Origin of the sequence: Stieleria varia (assembly GCF_038443385.1) — a bacterium.
GTDB lineage: Bacteria > Planctomycetota > Planctomycetia > Pirellulales > Pirellulaceae > Stieleria > Stieleria varia.
This window is the reverse complement of record NZ_CP151726.1, coordinates 2,795,346-2,818,583: the sequence shown is the minus strand read 5'-3', so window position 1 is coordinate 2,818,583 and position 23,238 is coordinate 2,795,346. Positions and strand designations below refer to the sequence as shown.

The following is a 23,238-nucleotide window of genomic DNA, read 5'->3' as shown; positions in this document are numbered from 1 at the left end:
CGTTTCGCGATCTTTTTCCCCAAAAAATCATTCCGTTTCCTTTCTGTAGGCCAGGTCAAAAATGACCGTTCGTAGAAATCTAACTCGCAAGTCTACCCGCCAATCTTCGCGCCGATCTCAACACCAGACGCTTGAGCGTCGCGAGTTGCTGGCTGCGGAACTCGGTATCCTTTCCGATGCACCGAGATTGATTTCGGTGTCCGCGAATTCGGGTGAGGTGTTTGACTTGGAGGACAACAATGTCTTGTCCACGCCTCCGACCGAGTTGAAGTTTCGCTTTGGCGGAAGCTTGATTGATGGGGCCACCTTGGCCGGCATCGAGTTCCGACGACCGGGCGACAACGGAATCTTTGAAGACTCAGATGACCCTGCGAGCGACGACATCATCGTCCAGCCTGGGTTCTTGGGGTTTGAGGACAACGACGGGACCAACATCATCGTGGCTCGATTTGCGGAAACGCTGCCCGATGATCAGTACGTGGTTCGACTGGCCGGTTATGACGACACGAATTCCCAGATTGTGGGTTTGAGAAACGTCGATCGTGACCTATTCCACCCGCTCAATCCGGCGGACCCGATGTCGCCGATACAAGACGTTCGATTTGAAGTCGAGGTCGGGCCGAAAGTTGTTTCGGTTGTTCCCCAGCCGATCGAAGTAGTCAACGGTAATCGCGTCCAACGCCGAGATCAGGTTTTCGTTTTCTTTAATGATGACCCGTTGTCGAATCCCCTTGCACCTCCGATTTCGACATCCAACAGCAACCTGCCCGTCGTTCGCCCGCAGTATTACAAGCTGATCTACACGAACGATACGGTCGAAAACACTGACGATAGTGTTTTGACTCCCATCAACGTCGAGTACGATCCTGTTCTCAACAGAGCGAGATTGACGTTTCCTGCCGACCTTGCTGAGCTTGGCCCTGCGGCGGCGAACAACAATTCGGGAACCTATCGGCTGCGGATTGGTAGCGGGGATGTATTGCCATCGCCGCCACAGCTCAGAGCAAGTGGTGGCGGATCGGGTGACACCTTTGCCCAAGCGCTGCCATTGGGTGTGACCTTTGGCTCTGGCACCCAGAGCGTGGTGGTGACGGAAGGATTGATCCAGTCGACCGATGCGGTCATTCCACCTTGGCCGGGTGCATACGACGCAACGGGTCTGCGGAACAACATTCGCGACACGGAGCAGAATGGACTTGCCGACACCACGGTTGGCATCAATGTCTTTCCCTACAATTTTGCCCGCATCTACGGAAGCGATCCGCAGGGAAATCGACTCGAGAATGCGATCACCGAGGCGCAAAAGCAACGCGTTCGGGAAGTCTTGGATCTGTACAGCGAGCGATTGGGCGTCGAGTTCATCGAGACTCAAGACAAGGGATTGCAGATCGTAACGGGGGACGTCCGCAGCATTGTGATTTCGGCCGACACCGGTGCGGGCGCTGACACTCCTCTGAGCATTTATCGTGTGAATGAGCGGGATCAAACGCAGGGCGTCTTGGTCTTGGACGCGGGCGAGAATTTCTTTGACGGGTACGGTCTGTCGCCCGATAGTCGACCGAGCTACTTCGTCGAAGCGATCCGTGGGATCGGGGATCTGCTGGGCATTGGTGACTTGTTCCATCTGCCCGCTGGGGTCGGCGCCGGTGGTTCATCGCCTGACGAAGCCAACTCCGTAGTGTACAGCGATCAGTTCCTGCCCAATTTGCCGGTTGAGCCAGAATTCCTAAGCCAGAGTGACATCACCATCGGGCAGGGACTTCATCGTCCAGAGAGCAACGACGTTGACTTCTATTCGTTCACCACGACCGAAGCCGGTGTGGTATCGATCGAGACGATCGCTGAACGATTGGACGGCAGCAGCTTGCTCGATACCCACTTGCAGTTGTATCGGGTCATCGATGCTGCGGCTGACCAGTACGAGCTGATTGCGCGGAACGACGACTTTTACAGCGAAGACTCCTTCATCGGTTTGGAAATCACGGCGGGCAATTACATCGTCGGCGTGAGTGCGAGCGGCAACGACAATTACAACGGGCTGATATCCAAGAGTGGTTTGGGTGGCGTATCGGAGGGCCGGTATGAACTGCGCATGACCTTTAATGCGGCAGACGGCTCGACGATCACGGACTCCAATGGCACTGCGTTGGACGGCGATGCCGATGGCGAGGCCGGCGGTAATTTCAATTTCTGGTTCCGAGTAGCCCGAGATCTTTCGACGGCGCAAGTCGGCCAGCCCAAGACGATTTTCGTGGACAAGTTTGGGGACGACCTGAACGATGGCTCGTTGGGTGCGCCCAAGCGTACGGTACAGGCTGCGCTGGCGTTGGCACAGTCCGGCGACATTGTTCGCTTGCTGCCCAACGCTGGTAGTGACGGCTTGCTGTCGACCAATGCCGACAACATCGCCTATGAGATCGGTATCGGCGGTCCCAGCAATGGGCCTTTGGCTGACGGTGCCGAATTCGAGGTGCCCCAGGGTGTCGCTGTGATGATCGATGCCGGTGCCATCTTGAAGTTGCAAAAGGCAAAGATCAGCGTGGGGAGCGAATCCGTCGACGAGGACCGTAGCCTTGCTTCACTGCAGGTGCTGGGTACTCCCGTCATCGTGAACACCAACGGATCAACGGGCAGCGGCGAGGTCTATTTCACCAGCTATCAAGACCAATCGATTGGATTTGACACCAATCCTCTCTCGACGGTGCCCGGGCCAGGTCAGTGGGCGGGAATTGAGTTCCGCAACGATTACGATTACGCCGAAGGTCGTCCGGTATGGGAACGTGAAGGAATCTTCCTTGATTTCGTCTCCCACGCCAATATGCAGTATGGCGGTGGATCGATCGGAGTAAACGAGCCTGTCGTCACTCCGCTGCAGATGGCGGAAAGTCGACCGACGCTGATTTACAACACGATTCGAAACAGTGCTGATGCCGCGATCAGTGCCGATCCGAATAGTTTTCGTGAAACCAATTTTCATGCCCCCCTGTTCCAGCGGGTATCTCGGTTCACCAGCGACTACGATCGCGTCGGGCCGGAGATTGCCGGCAACCGCTTGACTGGCAACAGTATCAACGGCTTGTTCGTCCGGGTGGTGACACCGGCAGGTGGACAGTTGGAGCCGATGACGGTCAGCGGGCGATTCGACGACACCGACGTGGTGCACGTGCTCAGCCAAGTGTTGGTGTTGCAGGGACAACCTGGTGGCGCGGTGCTGCTGGAGGATCGTCCTGATGTTCTCAGCGTCACCACCACTCCGACTTCGGGCGGCACATTACCTGCCGCACAGACATTCTATTATCGAGTCACCTATGTGACAGAGTTGGGTGTCGAGACGTTGGCAAGCTTGCCAACGTCTGGTGGAACGACCTCGGCCGGAGGCGCGCTGAGGTTGAACAATCTGCCCACGGCCCCCAATGAGTTTGCGGGACGTCGCATTTATCGAAGCACGAGCCCGACCGGTAATTATGAATTTGTCACGCAGTTGGATCGTCGCACGACCTCGTACTTGGATGACGGGACAACTCGCGGTGGTTTGTTACGTGCCGAGCAAAGGCCCGATGTCACTGCTGTCTCTCTGACGGATGGCTTGGGTGGAGTGCTGGCAAGCGGACAATCGTATGATTACCGAATGACATTTGTTGGCACTGCGGGAGGGCAATCACAAGCCAGTGCAACGACCACGACGTTCATTGCACCTGATAGCGGTGCCATTCAATTGGACAACTTACCAGTGGCGCCGGATGGATACACCGGACGAAGGTTGTACCGGTTGGTTCCCAGTACGGGAGAGTATCAGTTTGTGGTTGAGCTTGATGCAACCACGACGAGTTACTTGGACGACGGACGCAGCGAGTTCTCCAACGATCCCATTCTGGACAATAACGGGAACAACGGTGCGTTGTTCATGCCGCGATACGACGCGAGATTGTCGATCGATCCAGGGTTGATCATCAAAATGCAGTCGGCGCGAATCGATGCGACATTTGGCGCTGATTTGTTTGCGGAGGGATCTGACGGCAACGAGATCATCTTCACCAGCCGTCGTGATGACACCTATGGAGCGGGCGGCACCTTTGACACGAACAACGACAACATCCGTGATAACGCTGCACCGGGGGACTGGGGCGGCTTGATCTTCGGACAGGATTCCAGCGGCAGCTTGGACTTCACGGAAGTTCGTTTCGGTGGTGGTTCCACTGCCGTCAACGGTGCATTCAATGAATTCAATGCAATTGAAATCATCCAAGCCGACGTTCGAATCGCGAATTCGACGATCCGCGACAATGCCGACGGTTCTGGCGGTCCTGGAATTCGCGGTGGACATGGCTTCAATGAGCCCGCTGCCATCTTTGTGCGTGGCAGCCAACCGATCATTGTCGAGAATACGATCGAAGGAAATGCCGGGGCTGCGATCAGCATCAATCCGGACTCATTTACTCCAGACGCGATTCTTGACCACGGGCGTTCCACGGGTGCGATCAGCATCGTGGAGACTGACTTGGACAATCAGGGACCTCTGATTTCCGGAAACCGCTTGAATCGGAACACCTTCAACGCGATCAGCGTTCGCAGTGAGGTCTTGACCACGGACAGCATTTGGGACGACACCGATATCGTCCACTATGTCGCCGGAGATATCGCCAGCGCGACGCATCACTATCGCGGTGGGCTGCGATTAGAGAGTGCCCCAGATCAGAGCTTGGTGGTGAAGTTCGGTAGCGGTGCGGAGCTACTGGGCACCGGAACTCCGCTTGATATCAATGATCGAATCGGCGGTACGGTGCAAGTCATTGGTACACCGGGCAACCCGGTCGTTCTGACATCGATCAACGACTGTACCGTCGGCGCAGGGTTTACACCCGAAGGCCGACCGATGAACGACACGCTGAACAGCGGCGCGTGTGGCGTGATCGACGTCGTGCCGACGGATGTTCCCTACGTGGACGTTGTCGTGGTGATGGACGAATCAATCTCGATGGGATCGATTCAGCAGTTCTCGTCGCAGTTCATTCTGGATCTCGAAGCGGGGCTCTTGGCGGCGGGAGTTGGCGTAGGAGCCGCTGGTGGAAATCAATATGGAGCTGTTGGATTTGGTAGCAGTTCATTCACGCCTGCGGACACCTTGGGTCGATCGATCATGGTCGGCGGCGGTCTGTTTGGAACGGCGGCTGATTATGCTGCGGCGACCAGCCAGTTCGTGACCGTCGGATTCCAGGAAGACGGCTATGCCGGGATCAATTTCACACTGGACAACTACAACTTCCGCCCCGACGCGGCCAAGTTCATCATCCTGGCGACGGATGAGCCCAGATCGGTCGTGGATGCAAACCAGACCTTAGGTGCGACCATCGCACGGTTGCAATCCGAAGGCATTTTCTTGCAAGGTATCTTGGACGTTCAAGTTTCCAATGATGCCGGCACCGGCGGATTGGCGATCGATAATGACGACGTTTATCTGCTCAATGCTCCAGGATTCACGGTGGAGCCTGGTGGGCAAGTGACCGGCGGTAGAAGCGTGACGGACTATCTGCCGTTGGTTCAGGCGACGGGCGGCGTCACGGGAGACTTGCGGCAGATCGGACGTAGCCCGCAGATTGCGGACATCTTTGGCGACGTATTGATATCGTCGATCGTGTCTCAAGCTGGTGGCGGCCAACAGGGTGGAACGGGGTCGCCGGGTGACTGGGAAGGCATCGTCCTGGACACCTATATCAATGATCGCAATGTTGCCTATGTACTAGAGAGTGAGCAGGCAAATCCGGCGGCGGGGGCTGCCAACGCGACGGCTCGCAATTCACAGGTGATCGGATCGTTGGCCGAGCATGAGTACGCCGGCGACGAAACTCAGCGACTCGGATTCAATGTTCGCGGAACACTATCGTCTCCTCAAGACCAGGACGTCTATAGCTTCACTGCGCGAGGTGGCACGGCGATCTACATCGACATCGATGAAACCAGCGTCGGGCTCGATACCGTGGTTGAGTTGGTCGATGTCAACGACGTGGTCAAAGCCCGCAGCGATAACTCGTTCTACGAAGCGACAAATCCAGGGCTCTTGGTCAGTACCTTGCCGCCCGGCACCGTTCAACCACTGTATCAACTTGGTTTGGGCAACGTCGAATCGCCCAACCCGCTTGATGCGGGGATGCGTGTGATTTTGGATGGTTCCAGTGTTGATGAGAACCAGTACTACATCCGCGTCCGAACTGCCAACGGAAAGAGTGCCGGACAGTACCAACTGTCGGTACGATTGCGTGAAGCCGACGAGGTAGCCGGAGCCACGGTGCAGCTTGCAGACATTCGTTTTGCAACCAATGCGATCACAGTCAACAGCGCGCCACTGCACTCGCCGCTGGTGGGAGATGCAAACGAAAGTTTGAACTTCACGACGGTGATCGATGCGACACCAAACAATCCTCAGAGTGGTGATGAGTTTGTTCAGGAAGCAGCCAACAATCGACTGAACTGGACGCCCGCGACCGCAGATCAGTTGGGCAACTTGATGACAACCGATCGTGGCTCATTGGTGGTCACGGGCAACATCGGGAACATCAATTCGATTGATGCAGATGTACGGTTGGAGGATGTCGACGTTTACCAGATCGATTTGTTTTCTCAGCAAATTGAACCGGATGTCTTTGACAATGAAAGACGATTCGTTACGACAACGTTTGATATCGATTACGCCGACGGCCTGGGGCGTCCCAACACGTCGATCGCGGTCTACGACTCTGGCGGGCGATTGGTGCTGCATAGCCGGGATTCAAACGTTGCTGATGACAACGGCCGACCGCTGCAGGGAGTCGACACGGCGAACTTGACCGGTGGCTCCGCCGGTGCGTTGGACGCTTACATCGGTCCTGTCGAGATGCCCGAGGGAACGTACTTTGTCGTCGTCGGCAACGCTGCAACGGTGCCTACGGACCTGGGACAGTTCTTTAATCCGAACGCCGCGAATACGAACGTCCGTTTGATGCCGATCAATTCGGTTCGACGAATCATCGATGATTCACTGGATGATTATACGATCGGTTCTTTGTTGCCGGGTCAAAGTGTATCGCTGGACGATGTATTGAATTACACGGCGGAGCGTCCCATCATCGAACCTGCGTTTGATTCGGAGTCCATTGTCCCCTACACGTTGGATGATATGCGGCTGTTCGTAACGTTGGATACCGGAATCAGCGGTAACAACAATACGACGCTGACGAGTTTCAACCCGTTCACAGGAACGATGGAGCGACTGATTGGTCAGTCGACCTTGCCAACCAACGACGTGGCAACACGAATCGATGGCAAGCTGTATTCGTTCGGGCTTTCGCCGACCAATGTTGCCGCAAGCAACGGAAACACAGGAAATTTGCTAAACCTGTCGACAGCGACTGGTATCGCCAGGAATGAAGGCGATGACGGTGTTGATTTCCAGAGCACCAATCAGAACGGCAACGACATGGCCGCCGACGGCAATGCGCAGCTGTTGATCAATGGTGTTGCATTCCCGCTTGCAGATGGCGTGAACGTTACCCAGACACAACCGCTGGCGGCTACCTCTCAAGGGTTCATTATTGGTACCCGCGACAATAACGGTCGCGGGTTTGAGATTCCAGATGAGTTGACACGAAACATTCTGTATGAGTTCGACACCGGCAACGGCCAAGTGACCAGTCGCGGCAGCACCAACGCGAATGCTCACCGTACGTTTCCGGGAACAGTGCCGTACAACACGAGTGATGGCCCTGCGTCCGTGGACCGAGAATGGGGTATCGTCGACACGGGGTTCATTTTTCCGACAGGTGGCGACGGTGGCGACATTCAGGGCATCGCTTACGACCCGGACAACTTCGGCATTCTGTTTGCCGCCACGGACCAAGGTGGGATTCACTCCTTTAGCTTCTCCGACAACATCGCGGCGCCACCCGGACCAGCATTCGGCTACGCCAATGTGATTCCAACGACGTTTCACGGTGTCGTCCCCATTGATCCAGAGCACGCGTTGTCTTCGTTTTCGAGCGTGCCGCAGTTCAGTGGTCTGACATTTGGCCCCAGGACCATTGAGGATGGTGAGCTTCGTCAGACATTGTTCATGACCACCAGCGACGGATGGTTGTATGCGGCTGAGGTCGACCTCAATGGTAAGATCCAGCCTGCCAATGTGTTTTACGGGGGTCGATATGCCGTTGAGCTGACGTTCGCCGGAGATACATTCGGATTCAACTCCCTGCCAGCGACCGGGCTCGCATTCAGTCCATTGGAAGAAAATCCGTGGCACCAGACGGGCGATCGATTCAACGATCCGGGTCACGGCATACAGGAAACGTTTGACCGCAGTCGAGAGGACTTGGCGATTGGCGGTGGCAGCAGCCTGTACTTTGGTTTTGAAATCAACAACACGGTAACGCAGAACACGCTATCGCGTGCTGATGACAGTCCGCTCAGTGAGTTGGCGCCGGGTGGTTCACACGGATCGGTTGTATCACGTCCATTCAATCTGGACGGGTATAGCGCCGCTGATAAGCCGACCTTGTATTTCAGCTACTTCATGGAAGTTGAGGCCAACGACGATTACTTCCCCACCGGCGCAAATGCTCGGAATCAGAACGACAGTTTCCGTGTCTTCGGTGCCGGCGACGATGGCGAATGGATTCTGCTCGGGACGAACAACGATTTCCGTGAATTGGCGTTTCCTGACGAGTACGATTATTTCAATGAAACCAACGTCCCTGTGCAGGAGTTGTTCGACGACAGTGGAAATTGGCGTCAGGCGCGTGTCGACCTGTCTCCGCTCGCAGGCAGTGAGCGAGCCCGAATTCGATTCGATTTCTCGACGTCCGGTTCGATGCGGTCGCACTTTGGTTCGATCGACTTGGTCGCAGTGGACGGCGACGAGGTGGTGGATCATCAGCAAGTTGTCTTTGATGACGAAGACAACAATCAGGTCGTCTTGGAGAACATTGTCGGCCAAGACTTGCTTTTCCCTGCCGGTATCCATCTGAGCAATGGCGACCAATTCTCGGTCTTGACCGACGACGGTGTCGCCACGTTGACATTCATCGACACTCCCCCGCCAGGTCCAGGCTTCGTTCAGTTCAGCACGTCGATGACGAAAGCTCAGGTCGGCGCAGCAGTGGTTGCCGCAATGCCTCAGTTCGCCGGTGCGGTGAACAATGGCGGCGGACGCGTCAGTTTCCTGGCCGCGAGCGACGTGGCCGTGTCAGGAACCGCTCCGATCGGACGATCCAATCCAGTGCTTGTTCAGCGACTGGCGGACAACTCGGGATTCGTTTTCGGTCAGAGCGCGCTCGGGGCCCGACAGTTGTCCATTCCCGATGGAACGTCCATCCAGCCCGGCGATCAAATCAGGCTGCGCTCACAATTCGGAGCCGGAGCGATCGATGAAACCTTTACCTTTGTGATTGTTTCAACGGGAGCCCCTGGCGAGATCGTTTTCGATGCGAGCGAATCGGCAGATGTGATTGCTGAACGTTTGGTCAAGCTGATTTCTCCGCAAGTCCAGGCGGTGAATGAAGGTAATGGCCTGATCACGCTGCTCAACTCTGACGTCACCATCACGACGATCCCTGCAGCATCGCAGATTGGAGTCAACGACCCCTTTGCGATTGACGAATCTCGTGTGCGAATTGTCCCTGCGGACGGAGACAATTTGGTCAATGGCGAAACGTTAACCTTCAAGCATCGCTTTGGGACAACGACGGTCACATTCCAAGACAGCCCGTTGCCGAGTGTGCCAGGGATTGTGCGATTCCAAGGTGGCGATACTGTCGCGACGATCGCGCAACGATTGCTGTCCGTGTTGCCTTTGGAAGTATCCGCGTATGACGCTGGCGGAAATGCGATTTCCGTTGCCGCGACGGTCACAAGCAATGTCCCAGGAACAGAACTTGGGGTCGGTCCCGCGCCCGCGAAACGGATCACCATTCCAGACGGCAATTTGCTATTCAACACAGAGACGCTGACGATCTCAGACGACAACGGCTTGGTAGAACTGGAGTTCATCCAAAGCTCCATTCCTGGTCCGCCGGGAACCGTCAACTATCTGCAGAGTGAAACGGCGGATGTGATCGCGTCGCGCGTTGCCAGCGTGCTGGGGCCAAACTACGACTTGGTTGTCAATGGTGCCGACATCTTGATCTATGGTGCCGTGGGTGCGGAAGTATCTCCATTCTCTAACATCGCAACTGTTTCTGAGCTGGCTCAAGAAGTCATCGTTCCTGATCCGAGTTTGTTGATCGATGGACAGACCATTGATGTTGTGACTGGTACAGGCACGACAACGATCACATTCGTGTTCGCCGCCTCTGCGGCGAACCCAGGCGAAGTGTTCTATACCAATACGGACACGGCCAACGATGTCGCTGTCAGGCTGGCCGCAGAGCTTGCGGCGCAGGATGCGGTCGTGGATACCGTGTTCGGGACCGGCGTACGATTCCTCGCCAATAGTGTTGTTGACAACACGGCCAGCACGGCATCGACTCTGACCAATCAGTCGCTGCTCAACAACTTCATCCTGAACCTGGATATTCCAGACGGCAACCAGCTTCGAAACGGCTCGACGATCCAACTCTTTGGACCGACGTTTGAAACGATCACGTTCATTCGTCAAGGGCAGACGGTGACCAACTCGCCGACGATCCCGGTCTTCTACAACACCACCGACACGGCGCTGGATTTGATTCCTCAGATCCTGACCGCTTTGTCTGCGCAGTGGGATGCTTACCTGGATCCGCTTGGCCACGGAATTCATATTTTGAATCCGACTGCGTTCGCTTTCCTGGATGCAACGCCACCTGCAATTTTGGAAACGGGACGCGAGGTCAACGAATCGGCCATTCCTCTGACCTTGCCCAGTGGCAATCTGATCAGTGATGGGCTTGATACATTGACGATCACTGCGAAAGAGGACGTCACGGGCGCTGGTGCGACGACATTCCGTTTCGTGACGCCAGCGACGTCGACCGGACTTGGCAACGAAATTGTCTACAACGCCTCCGACACGGCTGCAGAAGTGACGCTGGCGGTATTGAGCCAGTTGCCTCAGTCCTACCAGGCGTTCTTGAGCGGGCCAAATCAGTTGCAGCTGTTGAACGCTCAATCGCTCTCTGTCCGTGCCAATTCGCTGATCGTCAGCTACCAAGCGACCAACGCTGCCGAGATGCCGATCATCATCGACAATTCGATGAGTTCACGAGAAGTCGCTGAGCGTCTGCAGATCGGCTTGGTCGAAGGCTTTGGACGATTCCAAGTATCCGACATCGATCTGACGGAGTCCGATGTTTACAAGGTCTACGGCGGAGATCGTATTCGACTCTACAACGCGACCCCACGTAATCAGGGACCGTTTGGTATCTCGGGCTACGACATTGCCAGTGGTGCGGGATTGACGACCACGCCGCTGCCCGGTGACGAGTTCGGAGAGAACCAGCCCGGGTTCATTGGCACCAGTCAGATTCGTCAGCAGGGTGCGTTGAACAATGAGGTCCAGGGCGTCTACATCGACGACATCATTGTTGGATTTGCCGAGCGTGGAGAAATGGTGATCAACGCAACGACGGACCAAACGTCGTTCATTTTCAATCCGGAAACTTTGCCGGATACCCATCCGGCGGCCATTCAACCCGAGCGTCAGAACGAAACACTGCTGGGGCCATACTCCCTCGAGATCCGCACCGGCGATTCGTACGGTGTCGAGCAAGACTACTTCCCCATCAATCTGGAACTCGGTGAGCAAAGTGCGTTGGGGCGATCGTTTGATACCAATGATCGATTGGCTGACGGCGCCGTGACATTGATCACACCCGCAGGCACCGATCTGCTTGACGGGGACACGTTCGTATTGAGTGATGGCTGGAGGACGAAAACGTTTGAGTTTGACAGTTCGCTGGACGGCAATCACGCACCCGGTAATGTTCCGGTTGTATTCAACCCGGCATCACCTGACCCGGCGTTGGTTGCCCGTGCGGTTCGTGACGCGATCAATTCGTCTCAAGCCCAGAACGTACTGGAGATCACTGCTGCAACGAGCGATGGATTTGAAAGCGCGGCCAACACGGGCAATCGTGTGGAGCTGTTCGGCAGCAACATCGTCATCAACCCGTCCGGTGGCCGGTTCATCAAGATGGACTTGGTCAATGCAGAGACTTCTCAGGGTCGAGAAACATCGCGTCAGATCCCGATCGTTTTCCAAGACGAAGAAGCTGTGTTTGCGGGCATCTTTGCCGATGAGTTGTCGCGTTCGACTCCGACCGGCTACTTTGATGGTAGCGTCGACACTTTGGTCGGTATCGGCAAGATCGGTGACTATGTGAATACGGGAACGGGCATCAGCAATTTGCAGGATGGTGCCGTCGTGTTGGCGTCGGATCCGTCAAAGGATTTCGATTCTGTTCGCATTTACTTGCAAGCCGGTCAATCGGTTGACATCGATGTCGACACGCAGGGCTTTAGCAAGGCCGGCGAGATTTTGGACTTGCCGGTCATCACGGTGTTTGACGCTGGCGACGTGCTGACGGAAGACCTGTTTGGATTCACATTGGATCGGGCACGCCAGTCGAGCCTCTTCGAAGCAAGTCGAGCCAATGGTGAAAACGAGGATGGTGCGTTCTTGCAATTCATGGCTCCGCAAGACGGCTACTACGACGTCGTGGTCAGCAGCGCGAGTTTGTTTGGCAACTCGTTCATGGAGATCCCCAGTTTTGCATCCGCAGCGTTCTTTGACGGAACGACGTTCAATTTGCAGGCTGGCCCGTCACAGGTGACCTATGAATACACCACCAATCCTGCGTTGGTGACGGTCAATACGGTCATTCTGTTGAATGCAGGCGATGGTCCGGACGAAATTGCGCAGGCGACTGCTGATGCCATCGCGGCCAATCAGTCCGATGTCCTGCGTCCATTGGTGGACGGACGGTTCATCAACCTGCAGGACAATGGTGATTTGCCGTTCATCACGTTCCCCGGTTTCTTTGGATTCAACAATTTGGGGTACCGCGACATCGATTTCGGTGAGTACGCGTTGACCGTCCGACCCACGGCAGCCTCGGGTAATGTGCCCGCACGCGATGTGCTGATGGTCGACTATCAGTTCGGAATCACCGATGTGAATCGAGTCAAAGACCAGGGGCAGTTGATCATCTCGAGCAACTTCATTCGGAACTCAGCGAATGCTGGGGTGCTTGCCGTTCCCGGTAGCCGCGGCGATACGTTGACAAACAATACATTTGTTCCGTCCGGCGCGATCTTCACGCCCGGCTCGGGAGATTTGTCCCCTGACGGATTGCCTCGGCCAGGATCAGCACGGCTGCTACGAAATCAGAACACGCAGGATTTGATTCCAGGTGTTGTTATTAGCAACAACGTGGTCAGCGGATCCGGTTCGGTCGGAATCGATTTCGGTGGCGATGTGAACGTGAACGGGCAAATCGAGTCACCCGCTTCGTTCGGGCGTATTGTCAACAACACGGTCGTCAATACAGGCTCTGGTGAGGGTATTCGCATCAGTGGCAACTCGAGCCCGACGGTGTTGAACAACATCATCACCGGATTTCAAACGGGATTGTCTGTCGCCGGAAATCAGGTCGGCGAAATTGTGGTGGGTGGCAATGCGTATCGTCGCAACAACACAGACTCCACCATCGGGATCTCGCCTTCGTCGTTCATTGTCCCGGATACCGTTCTGTTGTTCCAGAATCAAGCGTTGGGAGTTTACATCCCGGCCGCTGGCTCTGACGTGATCGATAGCTCGTTCGATTCATTAGATGAGCGTGAAGAATACTTTGATACGGTGAAAGAGCCCGCTGGTATCGAACGTTCACCGATCATCGCCCCCGAGTTTGATGCCTATGGTCAACCACGTGTGGATGATCCTGCAGTGCAAACGCCGGGCGGTGTCGGCGACAACGTCTTCATCGACCGTGGGGCCATCGATCGCGCCGATTTTGCCGTCCCAACTGCAGCGTTGACGACTCCACAAGATTCGATTGGTTTTCAAATCGACGGTGGCGATCGAGACGTCGATGAGTCGTTCGTCCGTTTGATCGAAGGAACAGTAGAGTTTTTTGAAGTCCAACTCTACGATCCCGCAGGCACCGGAATTGATCCGTTGACGGTGAACACCGAAACGGTGATTCTGACCGAGGACGGCATCCGATTGATCCCTGATCAGGATTACGTGTTCGGCTACAGCGGAAATAGCCGAACGATTCGTTTGACGCCGTTGACGGGCATTTGGCGACCGGATGCGGTTTACGAGATCACGCTGAACAATGATGAGCGGATTGAGATCACGTTGCCCAGTGGTGATCAGATCGCCGATGGCAACCAGGTCGTGATCACAGACGATCTGGGAGTTCAATCCGTCTTTGAGTTCGATAGCGGATTTTCACTCGTGGTGCCTCAAACCACGAAATTGAAAGTGACGGAAACCAGTGCATTGTTCAACGATGGAGACTTGCTCACCATCACTTCGCCAACAGGTGTGGTGCGGAACCTGGAGTTCGACACGAACGGATCCGTGACCAATGGCAATATCCGTGTTGACCTGACCAGCACCGGCACGATTCAAGGTGTTCGCAATGCAATTCTGGCGGCGTTGGCGTCGACCGATCCCGGTTCGGCATCGACAGTGCAAGCTGTTCTCGATTTGGTTCCTGTTGCCATTGGCGGCGATGAGATTCAACTGGGCACGCTGGCCGGTCATACAGTGACAACCAATGCGGCAGCCATCACATTCAGTGGACAGGCCGGAGGAGTTGTCGATGGTGACGGATTCACGTACACCTCTGGTACGGAATCGGTAACCTTTGAATTAACGACGGACCTGGGCGTTTCGGATCCTTCTTTCCTGCCGATCACCTTCACACGTGCTGACACCCCGGATCAAATCGCAGCAGCGATTGCGGTTGCCGTCGGTCAGCAAAGCCTGGGACTGACCGAGGCACAGGGCGTTGGTGGCGGCCGAGTGGTGTTGGGCGGACTGGAAGTTGACACCCTGATCGTCAATGGCAGCGGTTTGACATTGGCAGGTGCACCGGGAGTGACACCCGGCGCAATTCCTGTTGAGTTCCTGCCGAGCCCACAAGTCTCACCTGCCGTGATTGCCTCGGCTTTGCAAACCTCGATTCGTCAATCGGGACTGACCATTGCAGCGTTCAATCCTGGTGGTGGAACGCTGTTGATCAACAACGCAACGTTGGTGCAGGGAGATTTCAGCGGATTGTTGACGAGTATCGGGGACGTGGTCCCTGCGATCGCCGACTTGGCCGGTAATTCGGTGCGGCAAACACGGGTGACCAACGAAACTCGATTCACGATCATTATGCCTGAGGTCGTGTTTGACTACGGTGATGCGCCTCCGTCCTACCAAACCGTGCTGGCTGACAACGGTGCTCGGCACACCTATTCCGGAACCAGCACGCTGCGTTTGGGTGAGCACCTAGACACCGAGAATGATGGTCAGCCGATCAATCAAGACGATACGCCGCTGAGTCTTTCAGCAACCGTCACAGGTGTGGTCTTCGACGTTCGCCCGGTAGCGAGCAATGCGATCAGTGTCACTGTCCTGCCTGCTCCACCGGTTGGTGGGGAGACCGTTCAGTTAACGATTGGCGGAACGACGAAAACATTCCAATTGATTCAGTCGACGGCGAACCCGACGTCTGGAAACATCCCTGTCACGTTCACGAGCGGTGAGCCATCGAGCAGCATCGCAAAGAAGTTGTCGGATGCCATTCGAGCCAACTTTGACGTCGTGGACGAAGCGGTTCTGCAGTCGTTTGATGCGACGGGCACGATTTTGACATTGACTGCGGTGGATGACGAAGACGGCGTGCCTGTACGAGTGTTTAACGACGGAACAAACAGCTATCGCGTGTTTGTTCAACCGGGAACTCCTGAGGGTCAGGTCATCACGAGGTCGGACGTTGTTGGTTTCCTGAATCCGCTGGATCCCGCTGGAACATCCATCCCGATTCACGTAACCGGCTCTGGATTGCTGGATATCTGGGTCGACTTTGACCAGAACGGTCGTTTTGATGAAGACGAGCAGGTCGCCCGCAATGTCCCTGTCGTTGATGGGGATCGCAATGTGACCGTCATCTCGGATCCAACAGCCGACCCTGGCGACACTTGGATGCGTGTACGTTTGAGTTCATCGGGCAACCTCCTGCCGGGCGGCGTGGCCGTCGGCGGTGAGGTCGAAGACTACTTGGTTTCGGTGATTCCACTGGCACTGCCGACTCCGAATCCAGATGTCTACACAACTCGCGAAGACACCACGTTGGTGGTCAATTCGGTGAGTGCGCAGAACGACTTACTGTTCAACGACGCCAACGTGAATGGTCAGCTATTGGACACCCGATTCTTTGTCGGGCAGCAGCCAAGCAATGGTACGTTGATCGTGACGGACGAGGTCGAGGGCTACTTTACCTACATTCCGAATACCGATTTCTACGGCGTCGACACGTTTACCTATCGGCTCAGCACACAAGCCAACAGCGGAAGCTCTGCCGCATTGGCGACCTTTGCGACCGTGACGATCAACGTTGAACCGGTCAATGATGCTCCGGGATTTGTTCCCGGTTCGTTGCCGAGAAGTTTCGTTGGACTTGAACGAAATGTCCTGCAGCCCGATTCGTTGGAAATTGATCCTGCCGATCTGTTGGTCGGATCGGTGGGGCATGCGAACCCGGCAATCCCGTCCGCACCGTGGGACGAGTCAGACCAAACACCCCTGTTGCGAGTCATCTCGGTGACGGCAGGCGGACTGACGATCAGCAAAGCGAATGAGTTCGACGTTGCAACGACCGCTAACGGCGTGTTGTCCGCTGAGTTTGCGATCGACGGCACGATCACGAAAGTGATTTACACGCCGAACCTCGATTTCAACAGCGACAACCCGCAAAATCCAGATGGCAGCCCGCTGTTGGACGGGTTCACCTACACGATTCAAGACAATGGGTTGCTGGCTCCCGTGGGAGCCGGATCGCCAACGGTGGGAACTCCGTTGACTGCGATCGGAAACGCTGAGATTCGTGTCACGCCGCAGAACAATCCGCCAACTCCGGTGACGGAAGTGCTGTCGATTGACGATCCGGCGTACACGGCATTCTTTGCAGGCCAAAACCTGCCCGTCCCCACTGAGGACGAGCAATTGTTGATCCCTGCGGCGTTCCTGTTGCAGAATGACTTCGCGGGCTCTCCGCTGGCCAATGACGAGAACACGTTTGTCGGAAACAACGATGCGCCGTTGCGTATCGTAGGGGCGACGATCGATCCCTCTCAGGGTCAAATCCAATTGTTGCCGACAGGCGACCTGTTGCTGACCCCCGCAGACGATATTTACGGGACGATCGAGTTCTCGTACACGGTAGAGGACACCGGTGTCAATGAAGCGGTTGATGGAACCAGAGTGGTCAGTCCGCTGACCAGTACCGTCACGACGACGGTAATCTTGGAGCCGGTCAATGATGCTCCCGTTGCGTACGATCGTTCGCTGTCAGTGGTCGAGGCGGTTGAGCCAGCGGGCCCTGCCGTATTGTCCTTCACAGCCGCTGATCTGCTGCAAGGACGCGGGATCAACGCCAATTCACCGATCGTGGTAACCAGCAGCCAGATCACGGTGCCGGATGGTGCGACGATGATCGATGGTGAGACGATTATCTTGACGGATTCCACTGGCTTGCGTCGGGTGATCGAGTTCAACACGTCAGGCATGGCGTCGATCGGTACCGATCTGCTTGTTTCCTACACTTTGTCGGACACTGCCGATACGATCGCCACGCAGCTCGAAAATGTTCTGCGTGCTGATGGAGCAGGCGGTGTTGCCAATGGCAATATTGTCTCACTCATTGGCGTGACGAACATCACGTCCAGCACGTTCAACTCGACGATCTCTGCAAACTCCAATCTGGTCTCGATTCCTGACGGGGCAACATTGGTGAGTGGTGAAACGATCACCTTTACAGATGCAAACAACGTCAATCTCGTCGTTGAGTTCAACACGACGGGGGTCTCACGCGGTGGGGCAGATGTTGTCATCGGTTACTCGGTGGCCGACAGCTCACAGACGATCGCGGATCAGCTTCGCAATGCGTTGGTCGCTCAAGGATTCGGAGCTGTCTCTCAAGCGGGTGTTGGTACCCGATGGGATGTACGACTGGGTCAGTTGACAGTTGCAAGCATCAACGACGGCAGTTCGATGATTGGCGTGTCCGGTGCACAATTGACGTTGCCCGACGGCGGCAACATCATCAACGGCGAGACCATCACCCTCAACAACGGATTCGGTGGCCAGGTGGTCGTCGAATTCAACACGACTGGCACTCCGTCTGCTGGCAGTGATCTGGTTGTCGTGTACACACAAAATGACTTGGCACCGCAAATCGCATCTTCGATGCAGGCGCTCTTGCGTGCCCAAGGATATGGGTTGATCGCAGCAGGCAATGCCGTGACATTGACTGACGTCACCGCTGCGGTCGCTGCCGCACCGACAACGGCGGTCGTCACGACACCGACGACAATCGTGTTGCCCAACGGCAATGAGATGGTCGATGGCGAGACCGTCGACTTGGTGACGCCAGCGGGCACTCGCGTCATTGAGTTCAACACCAGTGGAGTGCTGTCGATCGGGTCTGACTACGTGATTCCGTTCACGGCTTTGGATACAGCGGACACGTTAGCGACTTTGGTTCAAAACGCGTTGCGTGTTGATGGATACGCGGTCGCAGCGAATGGCGCGGTAGTGACTTTCTCAAACCCCGCCAGCATTGCCGTGAGCGAGTTGCAAGCGGTCGCGGGAGATTTTGACGACGACTTGCCGGTTCCCTTCAATGAAACCGAGCAGTCGTTGCGAGTGGTTTCCTTCTCGACGTCAGAGGGCACGGTTGATGTCGCATTGGCGGGCAATGGTGTTCACACACTGGGCACGTCGATCGGCGGAACATTGACGCTGACGTTCAACAACGGATTATTTGTCAACGGACTCTACACACCGCCTCAGGACTACAACGAGCAGTTGCCGTTCGTGGCCAATGATTTATTCACCTACACGATCGCCGATGACGGACGGACGACACAACCTGTCGGTGGTGTGGTGGAGGACTTGGCGGATGAACGCTCACTGATCCCGGCGACCGTAACGATCACGGTGACCGCGACAAACGATCCGCCCACGTTCACTTCACCGACAGAGATCGATGTCCTGGAGGATTCTGCTGGAACGACTGTGCCGAACATCGTCAGCAATGCTTTGCCGGGACCAGCAACGGCCTTGGACGAGTTGGCGTCACAGACTGTGACGTTCAGTGTCGTCCCGGTCAGCGTCCCCACAGGACTGATGTCACAAGATCCGGTGATTACGGCGGGACTCGGACTGACCGTGTACCCAAGTGCTGATCAGGTCGGCACGGCGGTCTACATCTTGCGAGCAACAGACGATGACCCGAACAACGCCGGAGTAACGGATGCATTGATTACGATCAACGTACGTCCGGTCAACGATGCACCGAGATTCGATCCCACGGTTGCAGGGACGTCGGTCCAAGCCAACCCAGATGCCGGCTACTCGGTTGCGAATGTTCGTGACGTCAACAACAACGTGATCGACGCATCGATCACCTATCGTCTACGTGAGGACAACACGCAGCCGTTGGGAGCGACGGCGCCGTATCGCATCGAGCTCAGCCGAGACCCCAATGCGGTAGGGTTCAATCCCGTCGGTTTGTTGGATGTCTTTACGGTCGGTCCGGCCAACGAAGCGGATTCAACGCCAGGCGGAATGCAGTCCTTGGAGTTGTTTGCGTTCCCCGCAACAACCACGCTGGGCGGTCAACTCTTTAGCGTGTTCGAAAATGGTCAGTTGGTCGCACTGAACTATGTGCCACCGTTGAACTACAACAGCACGATTGGTGGAGTGGACTCGTTTACCTACACGGTGCGAGACGGCAGCGTTGCGGGTGAGACCTACTCGATCAACGCGGGTGCCTTGGTGCCGGATCGATTGACATCGGACAACACGGTCTTCCTCGACTTGACTCCGGTCAATGATCGTCCTCAGTTCAACTTGGCAACTAACCAATTGGAGGTATCCGAAGACGGTGCAGAAGTCTCGATCAGCAACTATGCCTTCAACATCAATCCTGGCCCTCCAGCGACCGCGTTTGATGAAGTGGACATTGTGGCGGGCCAAACGGTTCGATTCAGTGTGACGTCGCTTGGTTTCCCGATTTCCGAGTCGAGCCAGTACTTCACCAAGTTCCCTACGATCACGCCTCAAGGACAATTGAGCTATCAGCCTGCACCGGACGTGTTCGGTCGATTCACCTTCGAAGTCGTCTTGACGGACGATGGACCGGGCAACGCGACTCGGGGCGATTTGATTTCGTCGATACCGGCGACGATCACGATCGATGTTCGTCCTGTCAACGATCCACCGGTGGTCGATCCGACAGCGGATCCGCTGCATTTCAGCCTGTTGGAGGACGGCACGTTTGACATCCTGGTCAATGGTGACTCCGTCTCTCCGGGCTTGTTGGATGTGTTCCTGCCAGGACCTGCCAACGAGTCGTCCAATGTTGATCCGGGCGGAAACCAGAGCGTGTCATTGACGACGCCGATCCCGGTTGCAACGGCAGCGGGCGGAACCTTGGAAGCGATCTCGGATGCGACGGGACTGACGCGTTTACGTTACCGGCCTCGACCCAACTACACCGGTCCGGATTCCTTCATCTATACCGTGACCGACGATGGGGTGACGGTCGGGATCGGAGCTGGCGGGATTGCTTCGAACGATCCGAGAATTGCGTCCAACACCGTGACATTCGATGTCGTGGCCGTCAATGATTCTCCGCAGTTCAGTGGAGCGTCCAACGTTGTCTCGCAAGAAGATGCCGGTGTTGTCACCGTGAGTGGTTGGGCGACCAATGTCCAGCCAGGACCCACCAGCGCTCTGGACGAAGTCGGCCAGAACCTGTCATTTGAGATCGTCCAGGTCTCAAGCAACCCAGAATTGTTCCTGACTCCGCCGACAGCGGTGATCAATGGAACGAGCGCGACGTTGACGTATCAAGCAGCACCCAATGCGAACGGTGTCGCCGTGCTGACCGTCAAGTTGGTGGATGATGGACCGACCAATCTGCCGCAGGGCGACGACAACGAAAGCGAATTGCGAACCTTTACCATTCGGGTGAATCCGGTCAACGACGCACCGAGTTTCACCCCTGGATCGATCGTGACGATCGACGAGGACAGTGGACCGTACGCGGACATATGGGCTCGCAACATCTCGCCAGGTCCTGCGGATGAGTCCACACAAAGTGTTCGATTCGAGGTCACCACACCTGTCGACGCTCAACCACTTTTCCAAACGTTGCCGGAAATCAGTGATACCGGGGTGCTGCGATTCATTCCTGCAGCCAATGCAAACGGAACCGTCGACTTGCAGGTCGTCGCGATTGATTCGGGCGGCGCTCGAACCAACGGTACGGTGCTGCGATTGGTAATCAACGCGGTCAACGATATTCCGAGAGCAGTTGCCGACCCGTCACCAGGGGCCAGTGGATTCTCCACGACCGAGGACAGCGTCCTGGTGATCCCATCGTCGGCTTTGCTGGCCAATGACATTGATCCCGACTTGCCACCGGCGGGTACGGATGTGCTGCGTGTCGTGATGCCGGCGGAAGGCTTCTCGGTCAGTGGTGCCCGCGTGACATTTGATTCGGTGACCGGACTGATCACTTATGATCCAACGGTCTCGAGCACCGCGCAAGCGTTGTCACCGTCGCAGATCTTGAGTGATACGTTCCGCTACTCGGTGGTTGACGCCAGCGGTTCAGCGAGTCCGGAGGTGAGCGTGACCTTGAACGTTACCGGCGTCAACGACGCTCCAACGGTTCGCGGAGACAACCCGACGCTGAGCTTATCTGGTCCTACCGTGATCAACGTGTTGGATAACGACTTTGACATCGACAATGCCATTGATCCGTCGTCGATCCAAATATCATTCCAGCCGGCCTTTGGTTCACTGGACATCTCACCTCAGGGTGTGATCACGTTCACACCGTTCCAAGCGTTCGATGAAGTCGACCAGTTCGGATACACGGTTCGGGACGAACTGGGGCTCGTCAGTCAGACAGCAATCGTCACGATCGCAGCGAATGCTGCTCCGATTTCGTTCGATGATCGAGCACTCGTGTTCATCGATGAGCCGACGGACATTGCCGTCTTGGTCAACGACTCGGACCCGGATGGTGCACTTGATCCTCAGGGCATCCAGATCATCAGCCAGCCATTGCATGGTCAGGCCATCGCACGTGGAGACGGCACCATTCGTTACATCCCGGGAACGGGTTTTGTGGGGAATGATTCCTTCCAGTACGCCGTCGCGGACTTGGAAGGCCGACTCGGAAATGTTGCGACGGTCGACGTGCAAGTGGTGTTGAGCCGGCTGCAGAATCCAGACTTGATCTACGACGTCAACGACGACGGAAACGTGACGGCGATTGACGCGTTGTTGATCATCAACCGACTGGCTGCTGCGAGTCGTGAGGCTGGGCAATCGGTACGGTCGATCCCTGTCGAGGACACGGATTTCGGACCTCCCTATTTCGACGTCAATGGAAACCAATTCATCACATCTGGTGACGCCTTGGCGGTGATCGACGAGCTGGGGCGGCGAAGAGCTGACAACATCGAAGGAGAGTTGATTGTCGGAGCCGGACTCGGCACGCCCCTGCAGAAGGGGTCAGAAACAAGCATCGAGACGATTTCGTCGGATGTTGCCGTCGATTTGATTGAGCCGGCGGCCGCGAAATTGGTGGAAGTCTCCAATCCCGCATCATCGGATGCAGATGTGATCGATTTGCTCGCCGCAGATCAGGATGAGACTGAGGAACGCTCTGAGCGGATTGAAGCGTTGGATGCAGCGTTCATGGACCTGATTTAGGGTTTTGGACGCGGCAAGGAGTATTTGATGGTGGCTTAGTTACAGCCAATTGGCTTAAACTGGGGCACATTTTTTCACGGTAATTCAGAACTGGTCGGCATTCGCGAATGCGAGCCGTCCAGTTCAATGGGTGTCAATTGATGCTCAGTTAATTTGTTTTTGATGATTTTGTGGTTCTGCCAACTGATAGTCAGGTTTGGCACGGCATTCATTTACCTACCCGGTTCTGTCGATTCATGATCAATCGCCTCTCCCCCCGCCGACGCGTATCCCCAGCGACGTCC

General features: G+C 55.9%; 1 protein-coding gene. It reads left to right on the top strand.

The features are described from left to right. The first annotated feature begins 61 nt into the window (after positions 1–61). On the top strand, positions 62–22,954 hold the full coding sequence (locus Pla52nx_RS09510) for a tandem-95 repeat protein (protein WP_146519180.1): 22,893 nt from the start codon (positions 62–64) through the stop codon (positions 22,952–22,954). The last annotated feature ends 284 nt before the right edge of the window (positions 22,955–23,238 follow it).

Coding starts and splice junctions, on each gene's coding strand:
- Pla52nx_RS09510 (WP_146519180.1), top strand. CDS start 62: ATGACCGTTCGTAGAAATCTAACTCGCAAGTCTACCCGCCAATCTTCG.